This window comes from Pedobacter sp. MR22-3, from assembly GCF_026240075.1.
Taxonomy (GTDB): domain Bacteria; phylum Bacteroidota; class Bacteroidia; order Sphingobacteriales; family Sphingobacteriaceae; genus Pedobacter.
Genome location: NZ_JAPIVF010000007.1, coordinates 215,554 through 239,660, shown reverse-complemented (window position 1 = coordinate 239,660; position 24,107 = coordinate 215,554). Strand labels below are relative to the sequence as shown.

Genomic DNA, 24,107 nt, shown 5'->3' with positions numbered 1-24,107 from the left:
TGAGATTTTCTGACCAGTTTTTGATTGAGAACTTACCAATACCAGGTTGCCCCGATGGCCAATAAAATCGTTTTAATAATTCAGCTCTCAATATCTCTCTGATAACTATTTTGTGCCTTTAAAAATTAGAAATACCCTTCATAAATATTCATTAATTCTTCATTTGATATGTTGAACTTTATTAAACAATCAACAAGATTTATAAACCCATAAATAAAAATCAACATGAAAGCAATTAAAATTTTAATGATCGCCCTGGTAGCTACATTTACATTTAATGCAGTAAATGCACAAACCAAGGAACCTGTTAAAGCTAAAACCGAAAAAACTCAGGTTAAAAAAGTATCTGCCAAAAAACACCACAAAGCAAAAAAAGCTGCTGTTAAAAAATAATGCATAGCATCAATTTTTAAAGTAAAGCCGTTTCAAAATTAATTTTGAAACGGCTTTTTTATGTGCAGCCCGTTCTCAAAAGCGACCATTATATTTATATCTTTTTTAAGGTAAATACTGATGTAATGATTCGAGATTAATTTAATAAGGCTTTTAAATAGCAGGTATACTGCATTTTAGTTTTTTAAGTATGTTCAGACGTTTTTGAAATTCTTTAGATCCAGTGGGAGGGATGAAGATTTTGGAAAATCAAGACAAAAAAAAGAGGGTCTTTGATAAAAGACCCTCCCGGCGGAAAGCGAGGGATTCGAACCCCCGGACCTATGACAGTCAACAGTTTTCAAGACTGCCGCATTCGACCACTCTGCCAGCTTTCCGGAGGCAAAAGTACGAACTCCAGCTAAATCTGCAAACTATGATGTTGTTTTTTTTATATTAAATTGATAATTGCTTAAAACAGAGGAAGAAAAAATTATTTTTTCTGGAAATTTTCATCAATGGGATCACTTTTTTTAAAGAGATTAAAGGTGGGGCGAATAATTTTAACACTGCGCTTACTCACATCAACACTGGCATTCAGCTCAAACCCGATCAATAGAATAAAAGAATTGAGGTATAGCCAGATCATCACTACAATTAAAGTACCAATGGAGCCATAAACCTTGTTATAAGAGCCGAAGTGATTAATGTAAAATGAAAATCCCCAGATGGTAATAAAAGCTAAAATAGTAGCCAGCCATGAACCGGCACTAAACAATCTCCATTTTTTTGCATGAGAAGGGCCGTAACGGTATAAAATCGAAATGGTGATAAAATATAAACCTGCCAGTAAAGCCCAGCGTGTAAACTGAATGGCATAAACCGCCAGGCTAGCCTTTAAATGAAGCTCATCTTTAATGTACTTTAAAAGTACTTCACTTAAAGCCATGGCTGTGATACAGGCGATAATAGACAGGCAGATAAATACGGTTAGTGCCAGCGCAATCAACCGCTGTTTAATCCAGCCCCGGGTTTCGATAATCAGTGACGATTTATTAAAAGCCTTCATCAGGTTTTTTACGCCGTTCGTGGCAAAAAAGATAGCCGATAAAAAACCAAAGGAGAGTAAACCCGTATTCTGGTTTTTAACAATATCATTCAGCGTAGATTCAAAGGCTTCATATGCATTATGCGGCAAAACAAGCTCAATCAGACTTAATAACTGATCCTGGAAACCTTTAATCGGAATAAATGGGATCAGTGTAAACAGGAAAATAATACCTGGGAAAATAGCCAGCATAAAACTATAGGCAAGTGACGATGATTTATTCACCAGCGTATCTTTACCTATCTCTTTAAAAAAGAAAGTGGCTACCGTATATAAGGGTAAGGGACTGAAACCAGGCAGAACACAGTTCTTCGTCCACTCGATAAACTTCGCGTAGATGTTTAAATGTAATAACTGCCGGTGTAACCATTCCATTTAATTATGTTGTAAAATGAGGTTGAATCCCATCCATAAAATTCTTTGGCGGATGACAAGGCCTTCTCGTTTCTTTATCTACAAACACCAATGTCGTTTTGCCAATGTTGATCAGTTGTTCAGCTTCATTGTAAATTTCATATTCCACATGTAAACGTACAGTTGGCAATTCTTTTACCAGGCATTTGACGGTTAAAACCTGATTATAGAATGCAGGTTTCAGGAATTTTGATTGTAGTTCCAGTAAAGGAAGCATCACGCCATCAGCTTCCATAGACTCATAAGTAATGCCTGAAGAAGCCTCGAAACATTCCGTACGGGCAATTTCATAATACAGGGCGTAATTACCGTGGTGAACCACACCCATCTGATCGGTCTCTGCATATCGGACCTTCACCTTTGTTTCATGTACAAACATTACCTGTAGATATTTTTTTTGTTTAATGCCTCACGGTATTTTTTGGCGTTGATTTCATGCTGTGCCTTTGTTTCCGCAAAATTATGGTATCCTGAAAAGTCTTCTTTTGCACACATGTAAATGTAATTGTTCTGTTCCCGGTTCAATACTGCATCAATGGCATTAATACTGGGCATCATTATCGGTCCCGGGGGTAAACCAGCATACTTATAGGTATTATATAAAGATTGTACCTGCAATAGCTTTCCGGTTACCCTTTTTACGGTAAAGTCGTTATTGGCAAAAATCACAGTTGGGTCTGCCTGAAGCAAAATACCTTTGTTCAACCGGTTTAAATAAAGACCAGCGATGATTGGCATTTCCTTGTCGTATAGCGCTTCGGCATCAACAATAGATGCCAAGATATAAACCTGAGTGGGCGTAAGGTTCAGGCTTGCTGCCTTTTGCTTGCGTTCAGGTGTCCAGAATTTTTCATACTCCTTGTGCATCCGCTCAAAAAAATCAACCGGAGCTATATTCCAGTACATTTCATAGGTGTTCGGAATAAACATCGTATAAATATTGTCCTGGTTAAAGCCATATTTGGTAATCAGATCTGTAGAATCCAAAACATTGATAAAACTTAGTGAATCTGCCTCTAAATTACTGGCAAGATAAGCGGCGAAATTTTCTTTCTTCCTGATGTTCTGAAACTTCAGTTTCACCGGCTCCTGGTTGCCCGCTTTAATCAGGTTCACTAAAGTCCGGTTGGTCATGCCTTTTTTAAGGCGATAGCGGCCAGGTTTTAAATTGGCAGCCAGGTTCATTTTCTCTGCGGCAGCGGTAAAAGAAGAAACGCTCTTTAAGATGTCCTTCTTTTGCATTTCAGCGACCAGCTGGTCATAATTGCTTCCGGTTTTGATGTATAAATATTTTTGATTCTCAGTAATGTTGGGAGAGAAGTATATCTTGTAAAAATTGAGTGCAAAATAGGCAGCAACCAGCACGATGGCTGCAACGACGGCTAGTATGATTTTTTTTCCGGTACTCATCTTCTTTTTTTCTATTTCAGTCATTTTTTTATAAAGCGTGTTTATGGTTGCTTATTGGATAGCGTAACATTAATTTTTGTGCCGATGGCCACTTTCGTTAAAGAGTCTACCGGTATTGGGTCTTGTTTGATAATAACCGCGTTAGCACTGTCGGTAATGTCGCCTTCATAAAGAATATTTCCTAAAGTTAGGTTAGAACCTTTTAAACTAAACTTAGCTTCATCAACGGTTAAACCTGTTAGTTGTGGAATATCAACCTCTTCATTACCACGGCCGTCGCCCAGCACCAGGTTAATTCTGGAGCCAACAGGAACAATATCGCCAGGCTGTATAGGTTGTCCGCCAAAAGTTGCTTCCAATACCACATCCCGGCTCACGTCGGGTTTATAGGTGGTATCACCTAATTTAAGTCTTGAACTTTCAATAACGGCTTGTGCCTCCCTTAAGGTTTTAAAGGCAATATCCGGAAACTTGGTGTTTGGAATCTTGCCAGCATTGATGGTTAAATAAATGGTCCGGTTGTCTTTTACAAAAGTATTCGGATCAGGATCCTGGTCAATCACAATCCCGGCCGGCTGATCCATAATAAATACAGAATCGACCTCATATTTTAACCCGGCATCTTCCAGTTTACGTACGGCCTGTTCAAAAGATAGACCTTTAACCAGCGGAACATTCAAGCCCTGGCCATGTTTGGTATAGTACCGCAAACTGAAAAAAGCAACGAGCAAGAGGCCCACAACGGTTAAAAGTGCAGCTATAATGTTAGTCCTGAAGGATTTGGTTTTTAAATATGCTATAAATTTGGACATGAATATTAAATTCTGGTGTTTGCGTAAAAATCAAATGTAATCATTAAAGAGTGAATGAATCTTTCCGGCGTTTTGAAAGCAATAATCACACCATTAATCCTTGATTCAATTCATCAATTATTAAACTTTGCACAAAGATATTTATATTTTTGGGGATATATTTAGAATCAAATTCAATTTATACTTAAGAATTTTCTCATGAAAAAAACGATTGCCTTGTTAACAGGCGGTACCACAGGCGAATGGGTTGTTTCTGTAAAAAGTGCAGCCACTATTTCGCATCATATTGATGCTGATTTATATGATGTTTATAAAATTATGCTTAATGACCATGGCTGGTTTTATGAGCCGGCCGATTCTGTTAAAATTGAAATTGACCGGAATGACTTTTCGCTTAGCATAGAAGGGAGGAAGATTAAATTTGATGGTGTTTTCATCGCCATTCATGGCTCACCAGGTGAGGATGGAAAATTACAGGGTTATTTTGATATGCTTCATATTCCTTATACCACCTGCGATGCTTTAACGTCTGCCATCACCATGAACAAAGGATATACCAAAGCAGTTGTTCATGATATCGATGATTTGTATACCGCTAAATCTGTTCAGATTTTTAAAGGCAGTCATTACGATCTTGGCCAAATCAGGCAGGATTTAAAATTACCGTACTTTGTAAAACCAAACAGTGGAGGCAGCAGCATTGGGATGAGTAAGGTAAAACGTACGGAAGATCTTGAAGATGCGGTAGAAAAGGCCTTTAAAGAAGATCCCCAGGTATTAATTGAAGAATTTGTGAGTGGCAGGGAATTTTCAATCGGGGTATACAGCGCCAAAGGTGAGGTAACCGTATTGCCTACTACCGAAGTGATACCGGCCAATGAGTTTTTTGATTTCGAGGCCAAATACACGCCTGGTGCTGCTGAAGAAATTACCCCAGGAAACATGAATGAAGAGGAATATTCGAGGGTTCACCGCATCATTAAAGCGATATATAAAAAACTGAATTGCAGGGGAGTGGTTCGGATAGATTATTTCCTGGAACATGAAACCGGTAAGTTCTATTTTATTGAGATCAATACCATTCCCGGACAAACGGCTACCAGTTTCATTCCACAGCAGGTTGCAGCAATGGGTATATCCCTGAAAGAATTTTATACCAGCCTGTTAAAAGAAACCATTGGTTAGGTTAATCTTAAAAGAATGATCTGATGGAAATCCAGAAGCTTACAGACAAAGGCTTTACCACAAAAACCTTCCAGAAGGATGCCATCATTTATGAACCCGGCATGCAACCGCGCTACGTCTATTTCATTCAATCGGGCGAAGTGCGGATGGTGACCATCAGCGATGATGGAAAGGAATTTATTCAGGGTGTATTTAAGGCCGGTCAGTATTTTGGAGAACCTGCATTGCTGATTGACAAGCCTTATCTGGCTTTTACAATTGTGAATAAGGTTTCACGGATCATCCAGGTGAACAGGCAGGATTTTTTTGCTTTAATTGAAAATGAACCGGATTTCGGCATGTCACTAATTAAAACACTGAGCAGGCGTTTATTCTATAAATCGATGATGTTGGAAGAACTGGCCAATGAAAAAGCAGAGCATCGATTGTTGACTATTATTAATTACCTGCTACCTGATGTAGTTGTTGGCGCACCGCTAAAGGTTACAAGGCAGGAACTTGCAGACATGACCGGACTAAGGGTAGAAACTGTCATCAGAGGTGTTAAACTGCTATCTAAAAAAGGATTAATTTCATTGTCTCGCGGGAAGATCATACGATTAGAGTAACATTTTTTATCAGGTCGCTTTATGAATATGATGCAGATCATAAATCGGGGCCGATATTAGCTTTAAATTTGTATAATTAATAAATACAATATGGCTGATTTAACAAGTTTCCAGGCTTTTATACAATGTAAGTGTCCACGTTGCCGCAAAGGAGATATCTTCACAGGCAGTGCTTATTCGTACAAACTACAGAAAACCAATATTTATTGCCCGCATTGCAATCTCAAATTTGAACGTGAACCAGGCTTTTTTTATGTGGCGATGTTTGTGAGTTATGCGATGAATGTTGCTGAAATTATTACCATTGGCGTAGCGTCTTATGTATTAGGCCTTCCCCTAATTTATGAAAACCTGTGGTATTACGTGGGATTGATCCTTTTTGGGGTATTGCTTTGTTCACCGATTAATTACCGGTATTCGAGGGTGATTTTACTTCACTACCTGACTCCCGGTTTGCATTACGTTCCCGGAAGCGGTGATTTAATCCAAAAGGTATAAACCAAGTCTGGTTATATTGAATTTACTTATGGATTTAAATTTTCAAGTTGTGTAACCAGTTCTCTTACTTTTTCTTCAGCCGTTAATTCATATTGATATTCATCTTCAATACTGCCCATTTTAGCTGTTGTATTAAGGTATGCCATCTTACTTTTTACCCATACTTTGGCTGAAGCATGAAATTCGGTAGCACCTGTTCTGGCATAAAGCTCCTGAATATTGGCAGCATGAATACCCGCACCAGGCATGATGGTAATCCTTCCATTTGCCTGTTTAACCAATCTGGCCAATTGATCCATACCGGAAAAAGCAGATGCGGCACCTCCGGACGATAGTACCCTCACAATGCCCATTTCAATCAGATCTTCCAGGGCCTTCTCCATATCATTACACATATCAAAAGCCCTGTGAAAGGCTACCTGCATCGGTTTGGCCAGTTCAATTAACTCCCGGCACCTGGATAGGTCTATACTGCCATCTTCTTTTAGTATTCCGATTACGATCCCCTCACAGTTTAATGATTTAAAGATTAGGATATCCTCCTTCATCAAATTAAACTCTGTTTCGGTATACAGAAAATCACCACCCCGCGGACGGATAATTGGCCATATGGCAATATTTAGTTGCTGTTTTGCCAGTTTAATCTGTCCATAACTTGGTGTAGTACCACCTTCAGCTAAATTATCGCAAAGCTCTACCCGTTTGGCACCACCTAACTGTGCAGCCAGGGCAGAGGCATAAGAGTTTGCACAAACTTCTAAAGTACCAGGCATGTTTTTAAGATTATGCTTCATTTACCGGACCAAGAACCTTCCATCCGGAAGCAGATTTATAGGTATTTAATTTTTCAACTGATACACCTCCATCCGGAAACCAGCAAACCTCTGTAATGGTATAATGGGTATCATCAATTTTTTCTCTTATTGGAAATGCATGTTGCAAATCTGAGAAATTCGGGAAGCCATGCTCCTGAATATGATTGATGAACGAAAGCTCCAGTACCTCGGCGGTATTGGCAATCATTTCTTTATCAGTTTCCATAGATAATTTGGACAGCATCATTTTAGCTTCTTCGTAAAAATCTTTACAGGCAAGTGCGGCATCCAGATTCTGATCGTTATAAGCTTTTTCGAGCGAAAGAATAGCGCCTTCCGGGGTATTAAAATCAGTTCTGAAATGGTCAACACCTTCATCTATATACAAACCAATGCTTTCGTCAAACTGTGCTTTATCCACATCTGGGATAGAATCTCTGATGGCCCGGATGGTATAACCACCAATCAGCCTGCCCTGTTCGATAATCATCCAGTCTGAAATATAATTTCGATCAACGCCTATTTTCTGGTCAGCCTTTACAGTTTTCACATCAACAGGTACATTACCTACCACGCCAAACAAATTACCCGATTCATCGAAACTGGGATCAGTAAGCCAGATATGCTCGCTTATTTCGCCATCCAGAATCTGCACTTTAATGGAAAAACTGGATTGATCACTTTTTGGCTGATTCAGACTCTCTTCAAAATACCAAAGTGTAAGGTTCGCTTTTTCAATGGCCCATTTCATGCCTTCATCAGCATCAGGAATATAAACCATGCCAGGCTCACCTTTTCGTTCTGCCACGTTTTTTTTGCCGAAAATTTTAGATAGGAACCCCATTCTGATAGGTATTTTAATGGTTTATGGTATTAATAATAACTCTTGCCCTTAATTAATAAATCTTGTTTTTCAGTATTACATACGGCGTAGCTGAATCCTTTCTGAATGGCATAAGCTCCATATTCACCTTTTTTATTGATCGCTAAGAAACCTACCTGAATATTTTTAGCTGTTTCGGGTTTCTTTTTAATGATGCGCATCACGGCTTCTTTACAGGCCGCTTCCGGAGTATAACCCTGACGCATGAGTTCAACCACTAAAAAGGAACCTACATTCCGGATAACCTCTTCTCCAACACCTGTTGATGTTGCTCCACCTACCTCATTATCTACAAATAAACCTGCACCGATAATCGGACTGTCTCCAATTCTGCCATGCAGTTTATAAGCCATACCGCTGGTGGTACATGCCCCCGAAATGTTTCCTTTTGCATCAATAGCCAGCATACCAATGGTATCGTGATTATATTGGTTTCCAGGTAATTTTTGAGGTGCAGCTTTATCATAGAACTTGTTCTCAATATTCATTACCGGCTCATATTTAGCAGTTTTTAACCATTCTTTCCAGGCTTTTTCACTGGATGGCGTGAGCAGGTTTTCTTTCTTGAAGCCTTGTTCAAGTGCAAACTGCAGGGCACCATCGCCAGCCAGCATCACGTGCGGCGTTTTTTCCATTACCTTACGGGCAACAGAAATAGGATGCTTGATGTGCTCTAAAGCCAGCACAGCACCACAGTTCCCCAATTCATCCATGATACAGGCATCCAATGTAACCTTGCCATCCCTGTCGGGCAAACCACCATAACCAACGGTTTGGTTTTTTTCATCGGCTTCCGGAACCCAAACGCCTTGCTCAACCGCATCCAGAGATCTTCCTCCATTTGACAATACTTTCCAGGCATCAGCGTTGGCTGCAATACCAAAATCCCAGGTAGAGATCACAATGGGCAGGTTTTTTGCCTTTGCAGGTTGTGAAGGAATGGCATTGGCCATACTGGTTTTATCGATGGCCAGTAAGCCTGCAGAAAGGGCAGAAGCTTTTATAAATTTACGTCGGTTAAACATGATGCTATATTAGAGGTTGTTTTTATAGGATAGTGAATTGATCTGCATCTCTTAAAAAAGGAAACTGACGCCTGATTTTGGCCAGTTCTTCGTAATTGATGGTAACGGTATACATGTCTTCATCTTCCGGCTTATAATAAACAGTATTGCCATATGGATCAATGACCATCGAATGGCCACCATGATAAACCTGGTTACCATCATGTCCTACACGGTTTACGCCAATTACGTAACTCTGATTTTCGATGGCCCGGGCAGGAATCAGTGCTTTCCAGTGTGCAGAACGCCGGTCGGGCCAGCTGGCTACTAAAAGCAGGATATCATATTCTTCATTTACATTGCGTAACCAAACCGGAAATCGCAAATCATAGCATACCGCCAGCCTGATTTTCCAGCCCTTCAGCTCGACAATCAGTTTGTTTTCACCGGAACTGAAATTTTCATCTTCATCACCCATGCCAAATAAATGGCGTTTGTCATAATGCTGGTGTTCGCCATCTCTATTCATCCAGATTAAGCGGTTATAATAACGGCCATTATCTTTGATAATCAAACTGCCGGTAACCACGCAATTGTATAGTGCAGCTGTTTTCTGCATCCATTGCATCGTCGGACCACCCATTTCTTCAGCCAAAGTTTCGGCATTCATGCTGAAACCACTGTTAAACATTTCTGGTAGAATAATCAGGTCTGTTTTTTCCCGAACACCCATAGATAGGCGAAGTGCCAGGTTAACCAGGTTTTTTTCTATATTTTCCCAAAAAAGGTACGCTTGAAAAATGGTTACTTTCAGGTTTTCTATTTGCGTGTAGGTAGGTGCTTCCATATGTTAGGTTTGCAAATGTTAAACATTCATTAATTTTTCTGCCGCTAAAGCAAGGGTTTCATTTTCTTTAGCAAAACAGAAGCGGATAATTTTATGGTCAGTTGCTTTTTGATAAAAGGCCGAAACCGGAATACTGGCCACGCCAAATTCTTTAATGAGCCTGATGCTAAAATCAGTGTCCTTTTCATCGCTGATCTGATCATAACTTACACATTGAAAATATGAACCTTTACAAGGGAGCAGTTCAAAACGGCTTTCAGCTAATAATCCCCTAAAATAATTACGCTTTTCTTCAAAAAAACGGCCGATTTCAGTATAGCTGCCAGGTTCACGGATATAGGTTGCAATGGCTTGTTGCATGGCACTATTAACGCTGAAAACATTAAATTGGTGTACTTTTCTAAATTCCTTCATCAATAAGGCCGGAGCAAGGCAATAGCCCAGCTTCCATCCGGTTGCATGCAAAAGCTTTCCGAAAGAGGCCACTATAAAGCTTCTTTCCCGTAATTCAGGGTAAAGCATCACACTATTGTGTTTTTCTTCATCGTAAATCAGGTGTTCGTAAACCTCATCGCTCAGAATTAAGATATCTGTTCCACTGATCAGCTTGATCAGCGATTTCATGTCTTCATCAGATAGAATACTGCCCGTGGGGTTTTGAGGAGAATTTAAAATGATCATCCGTGTACTCGACGTGAACAGTTTTTTAACCATGTCCCAGTCGATTCCATAATGCGGAGGAGCCAATTCATAAGTCTTAACTAATCCACCTAAAAGCCTGACGGTTGGGGCATAACAATCATAAGCTGGTTCGAAGATAATGACTTCATCTCCCGAATTAATGATGGCCGCCAGTGCAGTAAAGATAGCCTGAGTACCACCTGCTGTAACCGTTATTTCAGTCTCCGGATGATATTTTACCTGATATAAGCTTTCTACTTTTTGTGCAATGGTTTCATTTAGGAAATGATTACCAGGCATGGGTGCATATTGGTTAAATCCATCTTTCATGGCCTGGTTAACCAATGCTACAAGTTTTGGATCGCAAGGATAATCAGGAAAACCTTGTGATAAGTTGATGGCCTGATGCGCTGTCGCAAGCTGCGACATGACCGAAAAAATGGTTGTCCCAACGCCAGGGAGTTTTGATTGTATATTTAACATGTGATAAGCGAAAATAGCAAAAAAAGCTTAAAAAAGCAGTTCTATTTTAGCTTAAGCCGTTGGAGGTATTGTTTAAATGATTTGAAATCAATGTGTTGTTGGCGGATATTGATGCCTGCTCTTTTGCATGACCCTGCCTGAATCAGCAGGATTAATGTGCCATAACCGCCGCATCTGCTGACGCGGCAACCTCACTTTTAATCAAACTTCTTCCAATCCATAAACAAAGCATGGCGATGAATGCAGCTACCGTCATGACCAATGGCATGGGCACAACAGAATGTTCACTAAATAAACTCACCACCACTGATGCCAAAGCACCAAGTCCCATTTGAAAGGCCCCCATCAGGGCCGAAGCACTACCCGCATTTTTGCTAAATGGAGCCAGTGCCAACGCTGCTGCATTTGGATTAATGAAACCTAAGCAGGAAAGGAACAAAGCGATGAAGCCCAGTGTCAGAGATAAGTTTAACCAGTCATTCAAGGCAAAAACCAGGAAGATTAAACTAAATACACATTGCGCCATTAATGCCCAGGTGACAATCTTTTTACTGCTAAACCATTTTAAAATTAAACTATTTAACTGGCTGGAACCGATAAAGGCTACTGAAAGCAAGGCAAAAATCCATCCATAGCCCGTTTTGCTTACCTCATAAATTTTCATAAAAACCGTTGGTGATGATGATACGTAAGCAAACAAACCAGAAAAAGTTATGGAGCTGATGAAGGCATAGGTAGAAAACTGCGGTTCTTTCAGTACCATGAGGAAGCTATTTAAAATCGGTTTTGGCTTCAGCGAGTAATTCGGATCTGGTTTATAGCTTTCCGGTAATTTGAATATGGAAGCCAGCAGCATCAGAATCGCCATAAAACCCAAAAAAACGAATACATATTTCCAGCTGAGTGTGGAAATTAAATAACCACCTGCAGTAGGGGCCAGCATGGGCGAAACCGCAATAACAAGCATTAAAGAAGCAAAAACTTTCGGGCTTTCTTCAACGGTAAATAAATCGCGGACCATGGCAATGGAGGCTACAGCGGTGGCGCAACTGCCAATAGCCTGAACGAAACGTAAAACAATAAGTTGATTTACATCAGTTACGGCAAGGCATAAAAATGAAGAAACGATATAAAGTGCTAAACCGAAATAGAGTGGTTTCTTCCTTCCAAATTTATCAAGAAGTGGCCCATAAAGTAACTGACCGGCAGAAATACCAATAAAAAATGCTGATAATGATAGGGCTACCGACGATTCATTTGTTTTTAAGTCTTTTGCGATATCTACAAATCCAGGCAAATACATGTCAATAGAAAAAGGGCCAAGCGCTGCCAGGGAACCCAGAATTAAGATAAGGTAGATTTTTTTTTGCTGAGCCATAATCATGAATAGTTTTTCCGAGGCGCAAAGATTGTCAGATTTATGCATTTAACCTATTTTTGAGGTCGAATGATTGTAAAAAGATAAATGGTTAAAAAAATTAACACGAAGTACAGTAATTCTGATTTGAATTATTTTTAGATTTATGCACTATGACTTTTAAAACCAAAGAAAGCCGGCTATTTCTCGTGTTGGGATGTTTTTTTGTCGCGAATGCGATATTATCAGAGTTTATTGGGGTAAAATTATTTAGCGTAGAGGAAACTTTAGGGATTAAAAAGTTTGACATCAATTTATTAGGCGTTAAAAACCTGTCTTTTGTGATGTCGGCTGGTGTGTTAACCTGGCCGATTATTTTTATCATGACCGATATTATTAACGAGTATTTTGGTGTAAAGCAGGTTCGCTTTCTTTCCATACTTACTTCTATCCTCATTGCATTTGCCTTTTTAGTGGTTTGGGGTTCCATGCATTTAAGTGCGGCAGATTTCTGGGTACACCAAAACATCAACGGGGAAGATTTAAATATGAACAACGCTTTTGCAGGGATATTCGGTCAGGGGATGTGGATTATTGTAGGCTCTATCATTGCCTTTATTGTGGGGCAGCTGGCTGATGTTTTAATTTTTCATCGTATTAAGAGGGTAACCGGAGAAAAGGCTTTATGGTTGCGGGCAACAGGTTCAACACTGGTTTCCCAGCTCATCGATAGCTTTGTGGTCATCTTTATTGCTTTTTATCTCAATCCACAATATCACTACAGCTGGAAAATGGTTGCTGCCATCGGACTGGTAAATTATACTTACAAGTTTATTGTAGCCATTTTAATGACCCCGATTCTGTATATCGTTCATTTGATTATCGACAGTTACCTGGGAAAAGATTTGGCTAAAAAACTCACAGAAATGGCCGGGCGGGGTTAGTCTCTTCCTGGCCGTTAATCATGAAGAAGAATATGCTAATTCAAAAGGGGGTAAACCGCTTAAATGAACAAAAAGGCCGGAATCGCTCCAGCCTTAATGCTTAACAACAAAACAAATAAAAAAAAATTAACCTTAAAATTTACAGGGAAGCCAGCTCTTCCGCGAAAACATTTTCCGCAACCTGCTCCTGTTTGTAGATCTGTCTGCCGGTATAGGCAACAAAAACGTCTTTTTCCAAAAGTAAATCACGGTTTTTAATCAGCTGTTCTAACTTAACTGTGCCGATCACATATTTATAGTTACTGGCTGCATAGCGTTCGCTAATTTCATCGAAACCCAGTAAGGTCACTAAGTCTTCATCCGCATAACGCAAATAAACCTCCAGCAAAATATCTTCAGTGTGTTTAACACCGTTTTCTGAATGATATTTTTTATACTCATAACGATAATCATATCGTAAAGCTGCAATATCTGAGAGTACGGCCGCACCGGTAGGATGACCACCGGCACCTTTTCCGAAGAAGAATTGTTTGTCTGCAAATGCCGCCTGAACCGTTACGGCATTGTATTCATTTTCAACATTATACAGGAAATCATCTTTGGCAACAAGCTTAGGCAATACGTAAGTCACGATATCCTTGGTATTTACTTTCCGTGCAGTAGGAACCAGCTTAATTTTGAAATTCTTTTCACGGGCATATTTGATGTCGTTAGCAGAAAGGTTTTGAATACCAATATTTAAAATAGCATCCGGATTCACAAACAAGCCGTAAGCATGGGCTGTGGCAATCGCCAGTTTATATTTGGGATCGTAACCACCTACATCTAAAATCGGATCGGTTTCTGCAAAGCCCAGGTCTTGCGCTTCTTTTAAGGCTGCGTTGTAACTTTGATTTTCATTAAAAATCTTCGATAAGATGTAATTGGATGAACCATTAAAGATGCCACTTAAGGCATGAAAAAGCTCATTGTCATAATATTCTTCCAGATTCCTGATGATTGGAATACTACCGCAAACCGCACCTTCATAAAGTAATGATGTACCATACTTCTGCTGTAATTCAACCAGCTCTTTTAAATGATTGGCAATCATCTTTTTATTGGCAGAGACAACATTTTTGCCGTTTTTTAAAGCAGTGGTTACAATTTCATAAGCGGCATCAGCATCATTAATCAGTTCCACTACTGTATTGATTTCTGAATTATTCAGAATCTCATGGCGGTCTGTCGTAAATAAATGTTGATCGAGCGTACGTTTTTTCTTTGGATTTTTTATAGCGATTTTTATGATTTCCAGGTTAAGGTTCTGACTCTGGATAATATCTAATAATCCCTGGCCTACCACTCCGAAGCCAAATAAACCGATTTTTAAATTTTTACTCATGGTGTTTTATAGTGTATTAGGTAGCGATTATCAAGTATCAGGACTTGTGCTCAAAGCGCTTTTCGCTACTATTTTTTTGTGAACTTCTATTTGATACGGAAACACAGATTTTCACAGAATTAGATTCCTTATTTACGTGATTCAGTGTTTTCGTGTCTGATTAATATTTTTTAATTCGTTTAGCCTGGCTTTTATTCAATCTTTTACCCTCTACTTTATCAGGCCGTATGCTGTAGCTTAATAATTTTCTTATCCCTGCTTTCTCTGATAAAGTTGCCGATGATGTTGGTTAAGGCATTGGTTTCAATTAAAAAACCATCATGACCATATTCAGAATGAATCACCGCGAATGTTGCATCATTGATCTGATCTGCCAGGTATTTTTGCTCTGACACCGGAAAAAGAAAGTCATTTTCGATACCAATAACTAAGGTATTTGCTTTAATTAATTTTAGAGCTTCAGCAATACTCTTTCTGTTGCGTCCTACATTGTGGCTGTCCATAGCTTTGGTCAAATAATAGTAACTGTAAGCGTTGAAGCGTTTAATCAGCTTCTCACCCTGATAATTCTGATAGGAGGAGGCCCGGAAATGATCCGTTTTATCATTTACACTTTCCACCTGTGTACTGCCATAAGCATGGTAGGTTCTGTAACTCAGGAGTGCAATACTTCTGGCGGTTTTTAAACCTTTACTGCCGCCATCGGGCTGGTTGGCAAAGAAAGTCCTGTCTGTGGTAATGGCCAGTCGCTGACTTTCATTAAAGGCAATGCCCCAGGGCGAATGTACCGCGTTGGTGGCCACTAAAATCAGATTTTCAATTCTGGAAGGTTCGATAATTCCCCATTCCACAGCCTGTTGTCCGCCCAATGAACCACCAATCAGTAATTTAATGGAATCGATGCCTAAATGCCTGGCCAGCAACTGATGTGCGGCAACAAAATCGCGGATGGTAAATGGTGGAAAAGATAAATAGTAAGGCTGGCCGGTTACCGGATTAATGCTTAACGGATTGGTTGTTCCATAATTCGAGCCTAAAACATTGGCGCAAACAATATAATGATCTTCTGGGTTAAACAGTGCGTTTTGTCCGAACAAACCTTCCCACCATTCAAATACATCAGCATTGGCTGTCAGCGCGTGACATACCCAGATCACATTGTCTTTATTGGCATTTAGTTTACCATATGTTTGATAGGCGATTTGCAGATTCCGAATTTTTTTCCCGTTTTCCAGCTTAAATGGCTTGGTATAATGATATGTTGATGCAGTGCTCATGGTAAAATTGTAATGTTGTAAAATGAATAGGTACTAAGCTTACAGGGATTCCTGACTGATTTTTGATCCAATAGCCGCAAAAGCCTGTTCAAAATCTGCTTTAATATCATCAATATGCTCTATACCTACGGAAACCCTTAGTGCATTTGGTTTAACGCCGGCCGCCAGTTGGGCTTCATCACTTAATTGCTGGTGTGTGGTGGCTGAAGGCTGGATAATTAAAGTTTTAGCATCACCTACATTAGCTAAATGAGAAACCAGTTTCAAACTATCTATAAGCTGAGAGGCATTTTCCTTGCTTCCGTTCAATTCGAAAGATAAAACGCCACCAAAGCCGTTGCTTAAGTATTTCTTGGCCAGGTTATGGTATGGACTACTGGATAAACCAGGATAATGTACTTCTTTAACCAAAGGATGATTTTCCAGCCAGGTAGCCAGCTCAAGTGCATTGTCTACATGACGTTGAACGCGGAGTGATAATGTTTCTAATCCCTGTAATAAGAGGAAAGAATTAAAAGGAGACAGGGCAGGTCCCAGATCCCTTAAGCCTTCTACCCGGGCGCGAATAATAAACTGGATGTTACCAAACGGACCTCCGATACCAAAAACATCGTTAAAAACTAATCCGTGGTAACCTTCTGATGGCGCTGTAAACTGCGGAAATTTTCCATTGCCCCAGTTGTAATTTCCACCATCAATGATCACACCGCCAATGCTGGTACCATGACCGCCGATCCATTTAGTAGCAGATTCTACTACAATGTTTGCTCCATGCTCCAGTGGTTTAAATAAATATCCACCTGCACCAAAAGTATTGTCTACAATAAAAGGAATATCATGTGTTTTGGCAATGGCCGCAATTTTTTCAAAATCAGGAATGCTGAAGGCCGGATTGCCAATGGTTTCCAGGTAAATGGCTTTGGTTTTCTCTGTGATTTTTTGTTCAAACTCTTCAGGAACATCCGGGTTTGCAAAATCAACGTGAATGCCCAGACGTTTAAATGCAACCTTAAACTGGTTGTAGGTTCCGCCATATAGATGTGATGACGAAACAATCTGATCTCCGGCCGCTAAGATATTATGCAGGGCGATAAATTGTGCCGCCTGGCCTGATGCTACCGCCAGTGCGGCTACACCACCTTCCAAAGCGGCGATTCTTTTTTCAAAAACATCAGTTGTAGGGTTCATCAGCCGGGTATAGATGTTTCCAAACTCTTTTAAAGCAAACAGGTTAGCACCATGTTCCGCATTCTTAAATCCATAAGAGGTGGTCTGATAAATGGGAACCGCTCTGGAACCTGTTGTAGGGTCTACTTCCTGACCAGCATGCAACTGAAGCGTTTCAAATTTATATGATGTTGACATAATTTTCTAATAATTAAGGTTAAAGTAATGAGTGGAATGAGCGGACAAATCAGAAAAGTAAATTATCCTGCAGGGCGTATCCCGGTTAACCGGGACCTTCCAATTTGAAAAGAAACAAGAGAGGAAGATTTTTAAATTACCGTATGCAACAGCACATACGGGACATATACATCACATTGCAGCACACCAACAGTTTAATGGAAACATTTGCTGTTTGTTGTTTCAGACTAGTGCCGTCGTGAGATAGAAGATTTAAAGTATTCATCAGTTTAAATTTATATCACCGGTTAACTCCATGTTATCCGGTCAGGAATTGGCACCTTCTCTTTCTGAGGGTTGCCAGTGGGTCACGGAGCCAGTCTCTCGCCACTTCTTTATAAATCAATCCGATTCAGATTGACTTTTATTTAGTGATTTACCAAATAATATTTCAAATGTCTGAAATAATTTTAAAACAACAAAATTTAATTCTGATTTTTTATTAAATAAATCCAATTACATGTTGTAATCATAAAACGATTGTTCAGGTAAGTTTATTTAACATTAAAATTTTATGTTTGTATAACCTATCTCATCTATATGAAAAACGCTAAAATGATTTGTCTGGCCCTTTCACTGACCATGGCAAGTTTTACCACAGTTAACGCACAATTCGGCGGATTAAAAGACAAATTATTAAAAGTTGGAACTGCACAGGGGGCTAAGGCTTTAGGTGTGGATAAATTTCTGAAACAACCCGGTGCCATTACCACAAGTTTTGAAGACGTAAACCGCGAGGGAGAAATGATGCCAGATTTTAAGGCCACACTCAAGGCACAACCACTATATCTCTTACCAAAGAATCCGGAAGGAGGATACCTGCTTTGTGAAGGACTTTATGAAATGACGAATAAAAGTTATTACTTGATGGCTGGTACCTTCGCCCCGTCAAAAGGAGATGGCTATATGTTTGCTCCGGTATTGGGCTCAAAAGAAGATGTTGTGATTGCGATCATTAAAAGTGCAGAAAAGCACCCTGAAGTAGAACAACATGATATTCAGGCTTTATTATGGACCATCATAGCACGCACTAAATTTGCAAGTTACAGCGGGCAGGTAAAAGTTACCGCATTAAAATTATTGACGCCAAAACAGATCACCATGTTAGAAGGCGGCGCATTAGGTGTGCTGCCCTTTGATGTAATGGAAAAAGCCAAAGACCAGTTGCCATCTGGTTTAAAGGCAGTTTTTGAAGCTGAAAACAATATTCGCCAGCTCGTTTCTTCAGGAAATTATACCTATGCTGATTTGGAACGGTATGCAATTATTGCCGGTATGGCCCCGCAAAGAGCAGATGTGCCCAGCGGTATCTGGACCAAACATCCTGATGGATATTATGTGCGTTATTTTCCTTCGGGCTATTCTACCACACGCGTACAGGTATATGTGCCAAAAGAATTGCTTGCTTCAGGAACAAAATTGGTTTATGATGCAGCTGGTGATATCGCCTGCCCTGCAAATACAGGTTCTCAACGTTTAGCACAAACCAATGAGCCTTTAAATGCAGACTATGCGAAGAAGTTGGTTACTGTTTGTAACCCAAAATAGGTTTTTAGTTCTATAAGGTTTTAAACCTTATAGAACTGTAGAATTTAGGCCAGCGCCTGTGCTAAATCGGCGATAATATCGTCAACATGCTCCAATCCAACAGAAATTCTTAACAGATTTTTTGGTGTTTTACTGTCTGGTCCTTCAACAGAGTAGCGGTGCTCGATTAAGCTTTCCACACCGCCCAGACTGGTAGCTTGCGCAAATAATTTCACTTTATTCACTACTTTACTGGTTGCGTCCACGTCGCCCTTAACTAAAAAAGACATCATGCCGCCAAAGTCTTTCATTTGTTTCTTAGCAATTTGATGTTGCGGATGAGTCTCTAATCCCGGAAAATAAACCGCTTCTACTCTTGGGTGACTAACCAGATAATCTGCCACTTTCTTTCCGTTTTCGCAATGCCCCTTCATGCGATATGCCAGGGTTTTGATGCTTCGGCATAATAAATAACAATCAAAAGGAGAGGGAACGGCACCACCCGTTTGCTGGATGTTTTTGATTCTCTCCCATAATTCATCTTTCCTGCCTGTAACCAAAATGCCACCCAGAATATCACTATGTCCGCCAAGGTACTTTGTACTGCTATGCATTACGATATCAGCCCCTAATAAAATCGGATTTTGTAAAACCGGAGAGGCAAAAGTACTATCGCAAACCAGTGTCAGGTGATTTGCTTTTGCTATTTTTGAAATTTCTGCAATATCTGTAACCTTCAGTAATGGATTGGATGGTGTTTCCATCCAGATCATTCTTGTGTTTGGTTTAATAGCGGATTGAATGAGATCCAAATCAGTTTGATCAACAAAATCAAATTCCAGAATCTCATGATAAATGGTCAGCAGTTGTTTTTTAATGCCCCAATACATATCATCCGGTGCAATAATGTGACTGCCCGGTTTTAAAGCCTGAAATAAGGCCATACCACAGTAATTTCCCGAAGAAAAAGCAGCTGCATCTTCACCATATTCTAACTTAGCCACAGTGTTTTCTAAAGCAGACCGGTTTGGATTACTTACCCGGCTATACATATGACCACCCGGATAGCCGCCGTTTTCATCACGAAAAAAAGTAGTAGAAAGATTGATGGGTGGCGTAACATCTCCAGTTGAATTTTTAAGAAGATTAGAAGCGTGAATAGCAAGGGTTTCTGGTTTCATCATGATTTTTATTAGGGTACTTTAACCGTGAGGCAATTTAACAATTTAACGCTAAATTAAACTTGATAATTGTTTTGGCAGGATTTATGTATCTGTTTTCACAAATTTAAAAAAACTAAAATGAAAAGATTATTTATAGCTATTGCGATAGCATGTTCTACTTTGATGATGTTACAAAGTTGTTCTTCCACAAAAAATGCTTCAACAGGTATCAATGGCGGTAGAGGTACCATTACCGGTACATGGGTGTTAAACAATGTATCGCTGGAAGGTCTTCCTGATCAGGCTGTCCAGGGTTTGTTCGGAGAAAAATCTTACAAATGTTTTCAGGGAAGTACCTGGAAATTAACCAATAGTGGAAATGGTTCTTACACGCTACCAGCATCAAGTACCTGTGGTCAGGTAATGCAAACCATTTTCTGGTCTGCAACACCTTCAGAAGAAACATTTCAATTCAAAAAAATATTTGAAGGCGATAAAGCTAAAAATGTAACAGAAGGTTATCGTTTGGTGCTGACACAACTTTCAAAAGGTAATATGGTGATGAAATCACCAATCGAATTTGGTGGCAAAACAGCGAACATTGTTTTAACCTTTTCACCGGCAACAAATTAAACACTAATTACCTGCGAAAAACATAAATTGAGAGCACTTCCGAAAGGAGGTGCTTTTTTTATTGGTTCAATGGTTCATTAATTATTGGTTTATTAGTCAGAACTCAGTAAAATGCAAATCTTCTTTCATTTTTGAATTAAAATTTAGGCGTTTGGTTTAAGCACCCTGACAAATGACTGATGAACTAAGGAGTTATTAAACCAGTAATGTCCGTTTGTTACAAGAAAATGATTTTCAAATCGCCTCAATATTGTATTTTTGTTCAAAATAATCAGGAATGAATACAACTGAACAAGTTGAAAAAATATTAGCTGATACTTCATTATCAACTGAATTACAAAACATAGCACATAAAGTACTTCACCAGGAACGAATTACGTTCGATGAAGGCGTTTACCTTTACGAACATGCAGAATTGGGTTATCTTGGTGTTTTAGCCAATTTTATCCGCGAGGAAAGGCATGGCGATAAAACCTATTTTAACCGCAATTTCCATTTGGAACCCACTAATCTTTGTGTTTACGATTGCAAATTCTGTTCTTATTCGCGATTAATTAAGCAAAAGGAAGAAGGCTGGGCGTTAACGATGGAGCAAATGCTCGATATCGTAAAAAAATATGATGACGAGCCAGTAACCGAAGTGCATATTGTGGGCGGCGTTTTACCGCAATATGATGTTGCCTTTTATTCGGCCTTATTTACAGCGATTAGAACACACCGTCCGGATTTACATGTCAAAGCTTTAACGCCGGTTGAATATCATTATATTTTTAAGAAAGCGAAAATAGATTATGCCACCGGCATGAAAATGATGAAAGATGCTGGCTTACAGTCTATGCCAGGCGGCGGCGCCGAGATCTTTCATCCTGAAATCCGTGAGCAGATTGCCAAAGATAAATGTACCGGAGAACAGTGGCTCTCGATACATGAAGAATGGCATAAATTAGGCATGAGAAGTAACGCCACCATGCTTTATGGACACATTGAAAAGTTTGAACACCGGGTTGACCATATGGAGAAACTTCGTGAATTGCAGGATAAAACAGGTGGTTTTCAAACCTTCATTCCGCTGAAATTCAGGAACCAGCACAATCAGATGAGCAATGTGCCTGAATCTTCTGTAATTGAGGATTTAAGAAATTATGCCATTGCCCGGATTTACCTGGATAACTTCGATCATATCAAAGCTTACTGGGCCATGATCAGCAGGGAAACTGCTCAATTATCACTTAATTATGGGGTGGATGACATTGATGGTACCCTAGATGATACCACTAAAATCTATTCTATGGCCGGAGCAGAAGAACAAACCCCGGCAATGAGTACCAAAGAGCTGGTTAACCTGATTAAACAGGTAGGGCGGAAAGCGGTAGAACGCGATACGTTATATAACGTGGTTACCGATTTCGAACATGTTGTTTTTGAAGAGGAAAAGAAACCGCAATATTATAAGTTACCTGTAGTAAATTAATTTTGAATGAATGAGTTTTGAATGTGTGAATATTTCGCGGTTTAAAATTCTGCCATTCTTTAATTCAATTAGTAAATGAAGCAAATTTATATCATCAGACACGGTGAAACGGAACTTAACAAGCAGGGAATAGTACAAGGCAGGGGTATAAATTCTGATCTGAATGATATGGGCCGGGCACAGGCAGAAGCTTTCTATCAGCAATATAAAAACATTTCTTTTGATAAAATATACACCTCTGATTTGAAACGTACCTGGCAAACCGTACAAAAATTTATTGATTCAGGTTTGCCATGGGAAAAACTTTCGGGACTGGATGAACTGGCCTGGGGCATTTGGGAAGGTCAGCCCAACAGCGAGACCGCCCGTGAAGCTTTTCGAAATATGCTTGGAACATGGGAAAATGGTGATTATACGGCGCATTTTGAAGGTGGTGAAAGTGTTCAGGATGTATATGATCGGCTTAAGCACCCTATGGAAATCCTATCCAGCCGTCCCGCCGAAAAAACAGTTTTGCTTTGTATGCATGGTCGTGCGATGCGTGTTTTTTTATGCTTATTGCTTGGAAGGCCTTTAAGTCAAATGACCGAATTTCCTCATCAGAATACCATTTTATACAAAATGGGCTTTGAGGATGGAAAATTTTCAGTTCTTGAGTTTAATAACGCCATTCATCTGGATGATTTGGTCATTGGATAACTTGCTAAATGCTTGGCAAAAACATTAACATATTACTTTGAATAAAATTAAAATATCGGCTGTTGCCTATACCAACACAAAAGCTTTTATATACGGATTAGAACATTCGGATATCATCAATAAAATCGATTTAAGTTTAGATATCCCTTCAGATTGTGCTGCTAAAGTAATTAGTGGTCAGGTAGATATCGGTTTAATGCCAGTCGCTGCAATTCCATTGGTACCTCATGCCAACATTGTTGCTGACTATTGCATCGGAAGTGATGGTGCCGTAAATTCTGTATTTATTTTCAGTGATGTTCCGGTACATGAAATCAAAACACTAAAGATGGATGTACATTCCAGAACTTCCAATAACCTGGCGAAGGTTTTGCTGAAATTTCACTGGAAGAAAGAGGTTGAATTTGTTACAGATCAATCCGTTAAAACAGATGCCCTGGTGTTGATTGGCGACAGAACTTTTGGAAAGAAGGGCCATTACGCTTTTGCCTATGATATGGGCGAAGAGTGGAAAAATTTTACCGGTTTGCCTTTTATGTATGCAGCCTGGGTAGCCAACAAGGAAATTTCAGCAGAATTTAAAACTGAATTTAATGCAGCACTAAAATTTGGTCTGGAACATCGGGATGACGTTTTAAGCGATTTACCAGAAATATCAAACTTTGATTTGAAAGATTACTTATATCATAAATTGCAGTTTGAAGTAACAGAAGACAGGATAAAAGCATTAAAAATGTTTCTGCAGTATATTAATGAACTTGAAAAAGTTAAGGCATAAAAAAAGGCAAATAAATTGCCTTTTATATGTTAGTGTGCTTTCAGCTTTCCAGCGATGGTTTCCAGCTTACTTTTTAATTTACTGATAGCCCCGTTAAGTGCTAAATCATAAGTGTTACCGAGATTGGTTACTGCGATGGGTTCTTTACCAACTATTTTCGCTTCAAGGAGACAACGCTTATCATCTAATCCGTCTTTACTTCCGTTTTCATCAGACAAGTGTACTTCGATCCGGGTAAGTAAATCATCAAAACGGCCTAAACCATCAGTAATGGCACCTTTAATTTTTTCTTCGTATTCCTGGTGTATGGTTAAGTTTTTGTCGGTGTTCAGTTGAATTGTCATAATGTT

General features: G+C 39.5%; 25 protein-coding genes, 1 tRNA gene and 1 riboswitch. Of the genes, 10 read left to right on the top strand and 16 right to left on the bottom strand.

The annotated features are described in order from the left end of the window. Positions 1 to 225: 225 nt before the first annotated feature. Positions 226 to 393: a hypothetical protein gene (locus tag OQ267_RS18995; RefSeq protein WP_172406511.1), complete on the top strand. Its 168-nt coding sequence runs from the start codon at positions 226 to 228 to the stop codon at positions 391 to 393. Positions 394 to 685: 292 nt separating this feature from the next. Here the strand turns inward: OQ267_RS18995 and OQ267_RS18990 are convergent. The 5 genes from OQ267_RS18990 to OQ267_RS18970 all read right to left on the bottom strand — a co-directional run bounded on the left by OQ267_RS18990 (position 686) and on the right by OQ267_RS18970 (position 4,116). Further along, positions 686 to 770, bottom strand: a tRNA-Ser gene (locus OQ267_RS18990). Between the two features lie 95 nt (positions 771 to 865). Continuing rightward, positions 866 to 1,855: a YihY/virulence factor BrkB family protein gene (locus OQ267_RS18985; protein ID WP_088301586.1), complete on the bottom strand. Its 990-nt coding sequence runs from the start codon at positions 1,853 to 1,855 to the stop codon at positions 866 to 868. Positions 1,856 to 1,859: 4 nt separating this feature from the next. Next, positions 1,860 to 2,273, bottom strand: a complete 414-nt coding sequence (locus tag OQ267_RS18980; RefSeq protein ID WP_088301587.1) for an acyl-CoA thioesterase — start codon at positions 2,271 to 2,273, stop codon at positions 1,860 to 1,862. After that, positions 2,273 to 3,328: an endolytic transglycosylase MltG gene (mltG, locus tag OQ267_RS18975; RefSeq protein ID WP_088301588.1), complete on the bottom strand. Its 1,056-nt coding sequence runs from the start codon at positions 3,326 to 3,328 to the stop codon at positions 2,273 to 2,275. The genes OQ267_RS18980 and mltG overlap by 1 nt, the downstream gene beginning before the upstream one ends. Before the next feature lie 17 nt (positions 3,329 to 3,345). After that, positions 3,346 to 4,116, bottom strand: coding sequence for a PASTA domain-containing protein (locus tag OQ267_RS18970; RefSeq protein WP_265837503.1), 771 nt, complete (start codon positions 4,114 to 4,116; stop codon positions 3,346 to 3,348). A 198-nt stretch (positions 4,117 to 4,314) separates the two neighbouring features. Here OQ267_RS18970 and OQ267_RS18965 point away from each other — a divergent pair, with 198 nt between their 5' ends. The 3 genes from OQ267_RS18965 (at position 4,315) to OQ267_RS18955 (ending at position 6,407) form a co-directional block, all read left to right on the top strand. Continuing rightward, positions 4,315 to 5,301, top strand: coding sequence for a D-alanine--D-alanine ligase (locus OQ267_RS18965; RefSeq protein WP_265837501.1), 987 nt, complete (start codon positions 4,315 to 4,317; stop codon positions 5,299 to 5,301). 23 nt (positions 5,302 to 5,324) lie between these two features. Next, positions 5,325 to 5,909: a Crp/Fnr family transcriptional regulator gene (locus OQ267_RS18960; protein ID WP_265837499.1), complete on the top strand. Its 585-nt coding sequence runs from the start codon at positions 5,325 to 5,327 to the stop codon at positions 5,907 to 5,909. 90 nt (positions 5,910 to 5,999) lie between these two features. After that, the gene (locus tag OQ267_RS18955) at positions 6,000 to 6,407 is read left to right on the top strand and encodes a DUF983 domain-containing protein (protein ID WP_265837498.1); all 408 of its coding nucleotides are present in this window, start codon (positions 6,000 to 6,002) and stop codon (positions 6,405 to 6,407) included. Positions 6,408 to 6,433: 26 nt separating this feature from the next. On the opposite strand, the gene OQ267_RS18950 is transcribed toward OQ267_RS18955, so the two are convergent. From OQ267_RS18950 to OQ267_RS18925, 6 genes are all read right to left on the bottom strand, one after another. Next, complete coding sequence (locus tag OQ267_RS18950) at positions 6,434 to 7,180, bottom strand: copper homeostasis protein CutC (RefSeq protein WP_265837496.1); 747 nt, start codon at positions 7,178 to 7,180, stop codon at positions 6,434 to 6,436. A gap of 10 nt (positions 7,181 to 7,190) precedes the next feature. Beyond that, entirely contained in the window at positions 7,191 to 8,066 is an 876-nt protein-coding gene (locus OQ267_RS18945; protein ID WP_265837494.1) for a YegJ family protein, read from the bottom strand. Between the two features lie 29 nt (positions 8,067 to 8,095). Continuing rightward, entirely contained in the window at positions 8,096 to 9,130 is a 1,035-nt protein-coding gene (locus OQ267_RS18940; RefSeq protein WP_265837492.1) for a N(4)-(beta-N-acetylglucosaminyl)-L-asparaginase, read from the bottom strand. Positions 9,131 to 9,152: 22 nt separating this feature from the next. After that, positions 9,153 to 9,956, bottom strand: coding sequence for a nitrilase family protein (locus tag OQ267_RS18935; protein WP_265837490.1), 804 nt, complete (start codon positions 9,954 to 9,956; stop codon positions 9,153 to 9,155). A gap of 18 nt (positions 9,957 to 9,974) precedes the next feature. Further along, positions 9,975 to 11,120: a methionine aminotransferase gene (locus tag OQ267_RS18930; RefSeq protein ID WP_265837487.1), complete on the bottom strand. Its 1,146-nt coding sequence runs from the start codon at positions 11,118 to 11,120 to the stop codon at positions 9,975 to 9,977. A gap of 151 nt (positions 11,121 to 11,271) precedes the next feature. Continuing rightward, positions 11,272 to 12,498 (bottom strand): multidrug effflux MFS transporter, encoded by a 1,227-nt coding sequence (locus OQ267_RS18925; protein ID WP_265837486.1) that lies wholly within the window; start codon positions 12,496 to 12,498, stop codon positions 11,272 to 11,274. A 152-nt stretch (positions 12,499 to 12,650) separates the two neighbouring features. Here OQ267_RS18925 and OQ267_RS18920 point away from each other — a divergent pair, with 152 nt between their 5' ends. After that, positions 12,651 to 13,421: a queuosine precursor transporter gene (locus OQ267_RS18920; protein WP_088301596.1), complete on the top strand. Its 771-nt coding sequence runs from the start codon at positions 12,651 to 12,653 to the stop codon at positions 13,419 to 13,421. A gap of 139 nt (positions 13,422 to 13,560) precedes the next feature. On the opposite strand, the gene OQ267_RS18915 is transcribed toward OQ267_RS18920, so the two are convergent. From OQ267_RS18915 to OQ267_RS18905, 3 genes are all read right to left on the bottom strand, one after another. Continuing rightward, positions 13,561 to 14,805 carry a homoserine dehydrogenase gene (locus OQ267_RS18915; protein WP_265837485.1) on the bottom strand — a complete coding sequence of 415 codons (1,245 nt, stop codon included), beginning with the start codon at positions 14,803 to 14,805 and terminating at the stop codon, positions 13,561 to 13,563. A gap of 218 nt (positions 14,806 to 15,023) precedes the next feature. After that, a complete protein-coding gene (locus OQ267_RS18910) occupies positions 15,024 to 16,082 on the bottom strand; it encodes a homoserine O-acetyltransferase family protein (protein WP_088301598.1) in 1,059 nt (352 codons plus the stop codon). Between the two features lie 39 nt (positions 16,083 to 16,121). Further along, positions 16,122 to 17,447, bottom strand: a complete 1,326-nt coding sequence (locus tag OQ267_RS18905; RefSeq protein ID WP_265837483.1) for an O-acetylhomoserine aminocarboxypropyltransferase/cysteine synthase family protein — start codon at positions 17,445 to 17,447, stop codon at positions 16,122 to 16,124. 272 nt (positions 17,448 to 17,719) lie between these two features. After that, positions 17,720 to 17,830: riboswitch (SAM riboswitch) on the bottom strand. Between the two features lie 196 nt (positions 17,831 to 18,026). On the opposite strand from OQ267_RS18905, the gene OQ267_RS18900 reads away from it, so the two are divergent. Beyond that, complete coding sequence (locus tag OQ267_RS18900) at positions 18,027 to 19,034, top strand: hypothetical protein (RefSeq protein ID WP_265837481.1); 1,008 nt, start codon at positions 18,027 to 18,029, stop codon at positions 19,032 to 19,034. A 44-nt stretch (positions 19,035 to 19,078) separates the two neighbouring features. Here OQ267_RS18900 and OQ267_RS18895 read toward each other — a convergent pair whose 3' ends face one another. Beyond that, on the bottom strand, positions 19,079 to 20,194 hold the full coding sequence (locus OQ267_RS18895) for a trans-sulfuration enzyme family protein (protein WP_265837592.1): 1,116 nt from the start codon (positions 20,192 to 20,194) through the stop codon (positions 19,079 to 19,081). 120 nt (positions 20,195 to 20,314) lie between these two features. Here OQ267_RS18895 and OQ267_RS18890 point away from each other — a divergent pair, with 120 nt between their 5' ends. From OQ267_RS18890 to OQ267_RS18875, 4 genes are all read left to right on the top strand, one after another. Continuing rightward, positions 20,315 to 20,809, top strand: coding sequence for a lipocalin family protein (locus OQ267_RS18890; RefSeq protein WP_253249023.1), 495 nt, complete (start codon positions 20,315 to 20,317; stop codon positions 20,807 to 20,809). A 277-nt stretch (positions 20,810 to 21,086) separates the two neighbouring features. Further along, positions 21,087 to 22,280, top strand: a complete 1,194-nt coding sequence (gene mqnE / locus OQ267_RS18885) for an aminofutalosine synthase MqnE (protein WP_265817994.1) — start codon at positions 21,087 to 21,089, stop codon at positions 22,278 to 22,280. 75 nt (positions 22,281 to 22,355) lie between these two features. Beyond that, on the top strand, positions 22,356 to 22,979 hold the full coding sequence (locus tag OQ267_RS18880) for a histidine phosphatase family protein (protein WP_265837479.1): 624 nt from the start codon (positions 22,356 to 22,358) through the stop codon (positions 22,977 to 22,979). 37 nt (positions 22,980 to 23,016) lie between these two features. Continuing rightward, positions 23,017 to 23,757 (top strand): menaquinone biosynthetic enzyme MqnA/MqnD family protein, encoded by a 741-nt coding sequence (locus OQ267_RS18875; protein ID WP_265837478.1) that lies wholly within the window; start codon positions 23,017 to 23,019, stop codon positions 23,755 to 23,757. 29 nt (positions 23,758 to 23,786) lie between these two features. On the opposite strand, the gene OQ267_RS18870 is transcribed toward OQ267_RS18875, so the two are convergent. Further along, positions 23,787 to 24,101: an HPF/RaiA family ribosome-associated protein gene (locus OQ267_RS18870; RefSeq protein WP_088301606.1), complete on the bottom strand. Its 315-nt coding sequence runs from the start codon at positions 24,099 to 24,101 to the stop codon at positions 23,787 to 23,789. Positions 24,102 to 24,107 lie beyond the last annotated feature (6 nt).

Bases quoted from the DNA above. Each gene is read 5' to 3' on its own strand.
- OQ267_RS18995 (WP_172406511.1), top strand. From the start codon at position 226: ATGAAAGCAATTAAAATTTTAATGATCGCCCTGGTAGCTACATTTACA.
- OQ267_RS18985 (WP_088301586.1), bottom strand. From the start codon at position 1,855: ATGGAATGGTTACACCGGCAGTTATTACATTTAAACATCTACGCGAAG.
- OQ267_RS18980 (WP_088301587.1), bottom strand. From the start codon at position 2,273: ATGTTTGTACATGAAACAAAGGTGAAGGTCCGATATGCAGAGACCGAT.
- mltG (WP_088301588.1), bottom strand. From the start codon at position 3,328: ATGACTGAAATAGAAAAAAAGAAGATGAGTACCGGAAAAAAAATCATA.
- OQ267_RS18970 (WP_265837503.1), bottom strand. From the start codon at position 4,116: ATGTCCAAATTTATAGCATATTTAAAAACCAAATCCTTCAGGACTAAC.
- OQ267_RS18965 (WP_265837501.1), top strand. From the start codon at position 4,315: ATGAAAAAAACGATTGCCTTGTTAACAGGCGGTACCACAGGCGAATGG.
- OQ267_RS18960 (WP_265837499.1), top strand. From the start codon at position 5,325: ATGGAAATCCAGAAGCTTACAGACAAAGGCTTTACCACAAAAACCTTC.
- OQ267_RS18955 (WP_265837498.1), top strand. From the start codon at position 6,000: ATGGCTGATTTAACAAGTTTCCAGGCTTTTATACAATGTAAGTGTCCA.
- OQ267_RS18950 (WP_265837496.1), bottom strand. From the start codon at position 7,180: ATGCCTGGTACTTTAGAAGTTTGTGCAAACTCTTATGCCTCTGCCCTG.
- OQ267_RS18945 (WP_265837494.1), bottom strand. From the start codon at position 8,066: ATGGGGTTCCTATCTAAAATTTTCGGCAAAAAAAACGTGGCAGAACGA.
- OQ267_RS18940 (WP_265837492.1), bottom strand. From the start codon at position 9,130: ATGTTTAACCGACGTAAATTTATAAAAGCTTCTGCCCTTTCTGCAGGC.
- OQ267_RS18935 (WP_265837490.1), bottom strand. From the start codon at position 9,956: ATGGAAGCACCTACCTACACGCAAATAGAAAACCTGAAAGTAACCATT.
- OQ267_RS18930 (WP_265837487.1), bottom strand. From the start codon at position 11,120: ATGTTAAATATACAATCAAAACTCCCTGGCGTTGGGACAACCATTTTT.
- OQ267_RS18925 (WP_265837486.1), bottom strand. From the start codon at position 12,498: ATGGCTCAGCAAAAAAAAATCTACCTTATCTTAATTCTGGGTTCCCTG.
- OQ267_RS18920 (WP_088301596.1), top strand. From the start codon at position 12,651: ATGACTTTTAAAACCAAAGAAAGCCGGCTATTTCTCGTGTTGGGATGT.
- OQ267_RS18915 (WP_265837485.1), bottom strand. From the start codon at position 14,805: ATGAGTAAAAATTTAAAAATCGGTTTATTTGGCTTCGGAGTGGTAGGC.
- OQ267_RS18910 (WP_088301598.1), bottom strand. From the start codon at position 16,082: ATGAGCACTGCATCAACATATCATTATACCAAGCCATTTAAGCTGGAA.
- OQ267_RS18905 (WP_265837483.1), bottom strand. From the start codon at position 17,447: ATGTCAACATCATATAAATTTGAAACGCTTCAGTTGCATGCTGGTCAG.
- OQ267_RS18900 (WP_265837481.1), top strand. From the start codon at position 18,027: ATGAAAAACGCTAAAATGATTTGTCTGGCCCTTTCACTGACCATGGCA.
- OQ267_RS18895 (WP_265837592.1), bottom strand. From the start codon at position 20,194: ATGAAACCAGAAACCCTTGCTATTCACGCTTCTAATCTTCTTAAAAAT.
- OQ267_RS18890 (WP_253249023.1), top strand. From the start codon at position 20,315: ATGAAAAGATTATTTATAGCTATTGCGATAGCATGTTCTACTTTGATG.
- mqnE (WP_265817994.1), top strand. From the start codon at position 21,087: ATGAATACAACTGAACAAGTTGAAAAAATATTAGCTGATACTTCATTA.
- OQ267_RS18880 (WP_265837479.1), top strand. From the start codon at position 22,356: ATGAAGCAAATTTATATCATCAGACACGGTGAAACGGAACTTAACAAG.
- OQ267_RS18870 (WP_088301606.1), bottom strand. From the start codon at position 24,101: ATGACAATTCAACTGAACACCGACAAAAACTTAACCATACACCAGGAA.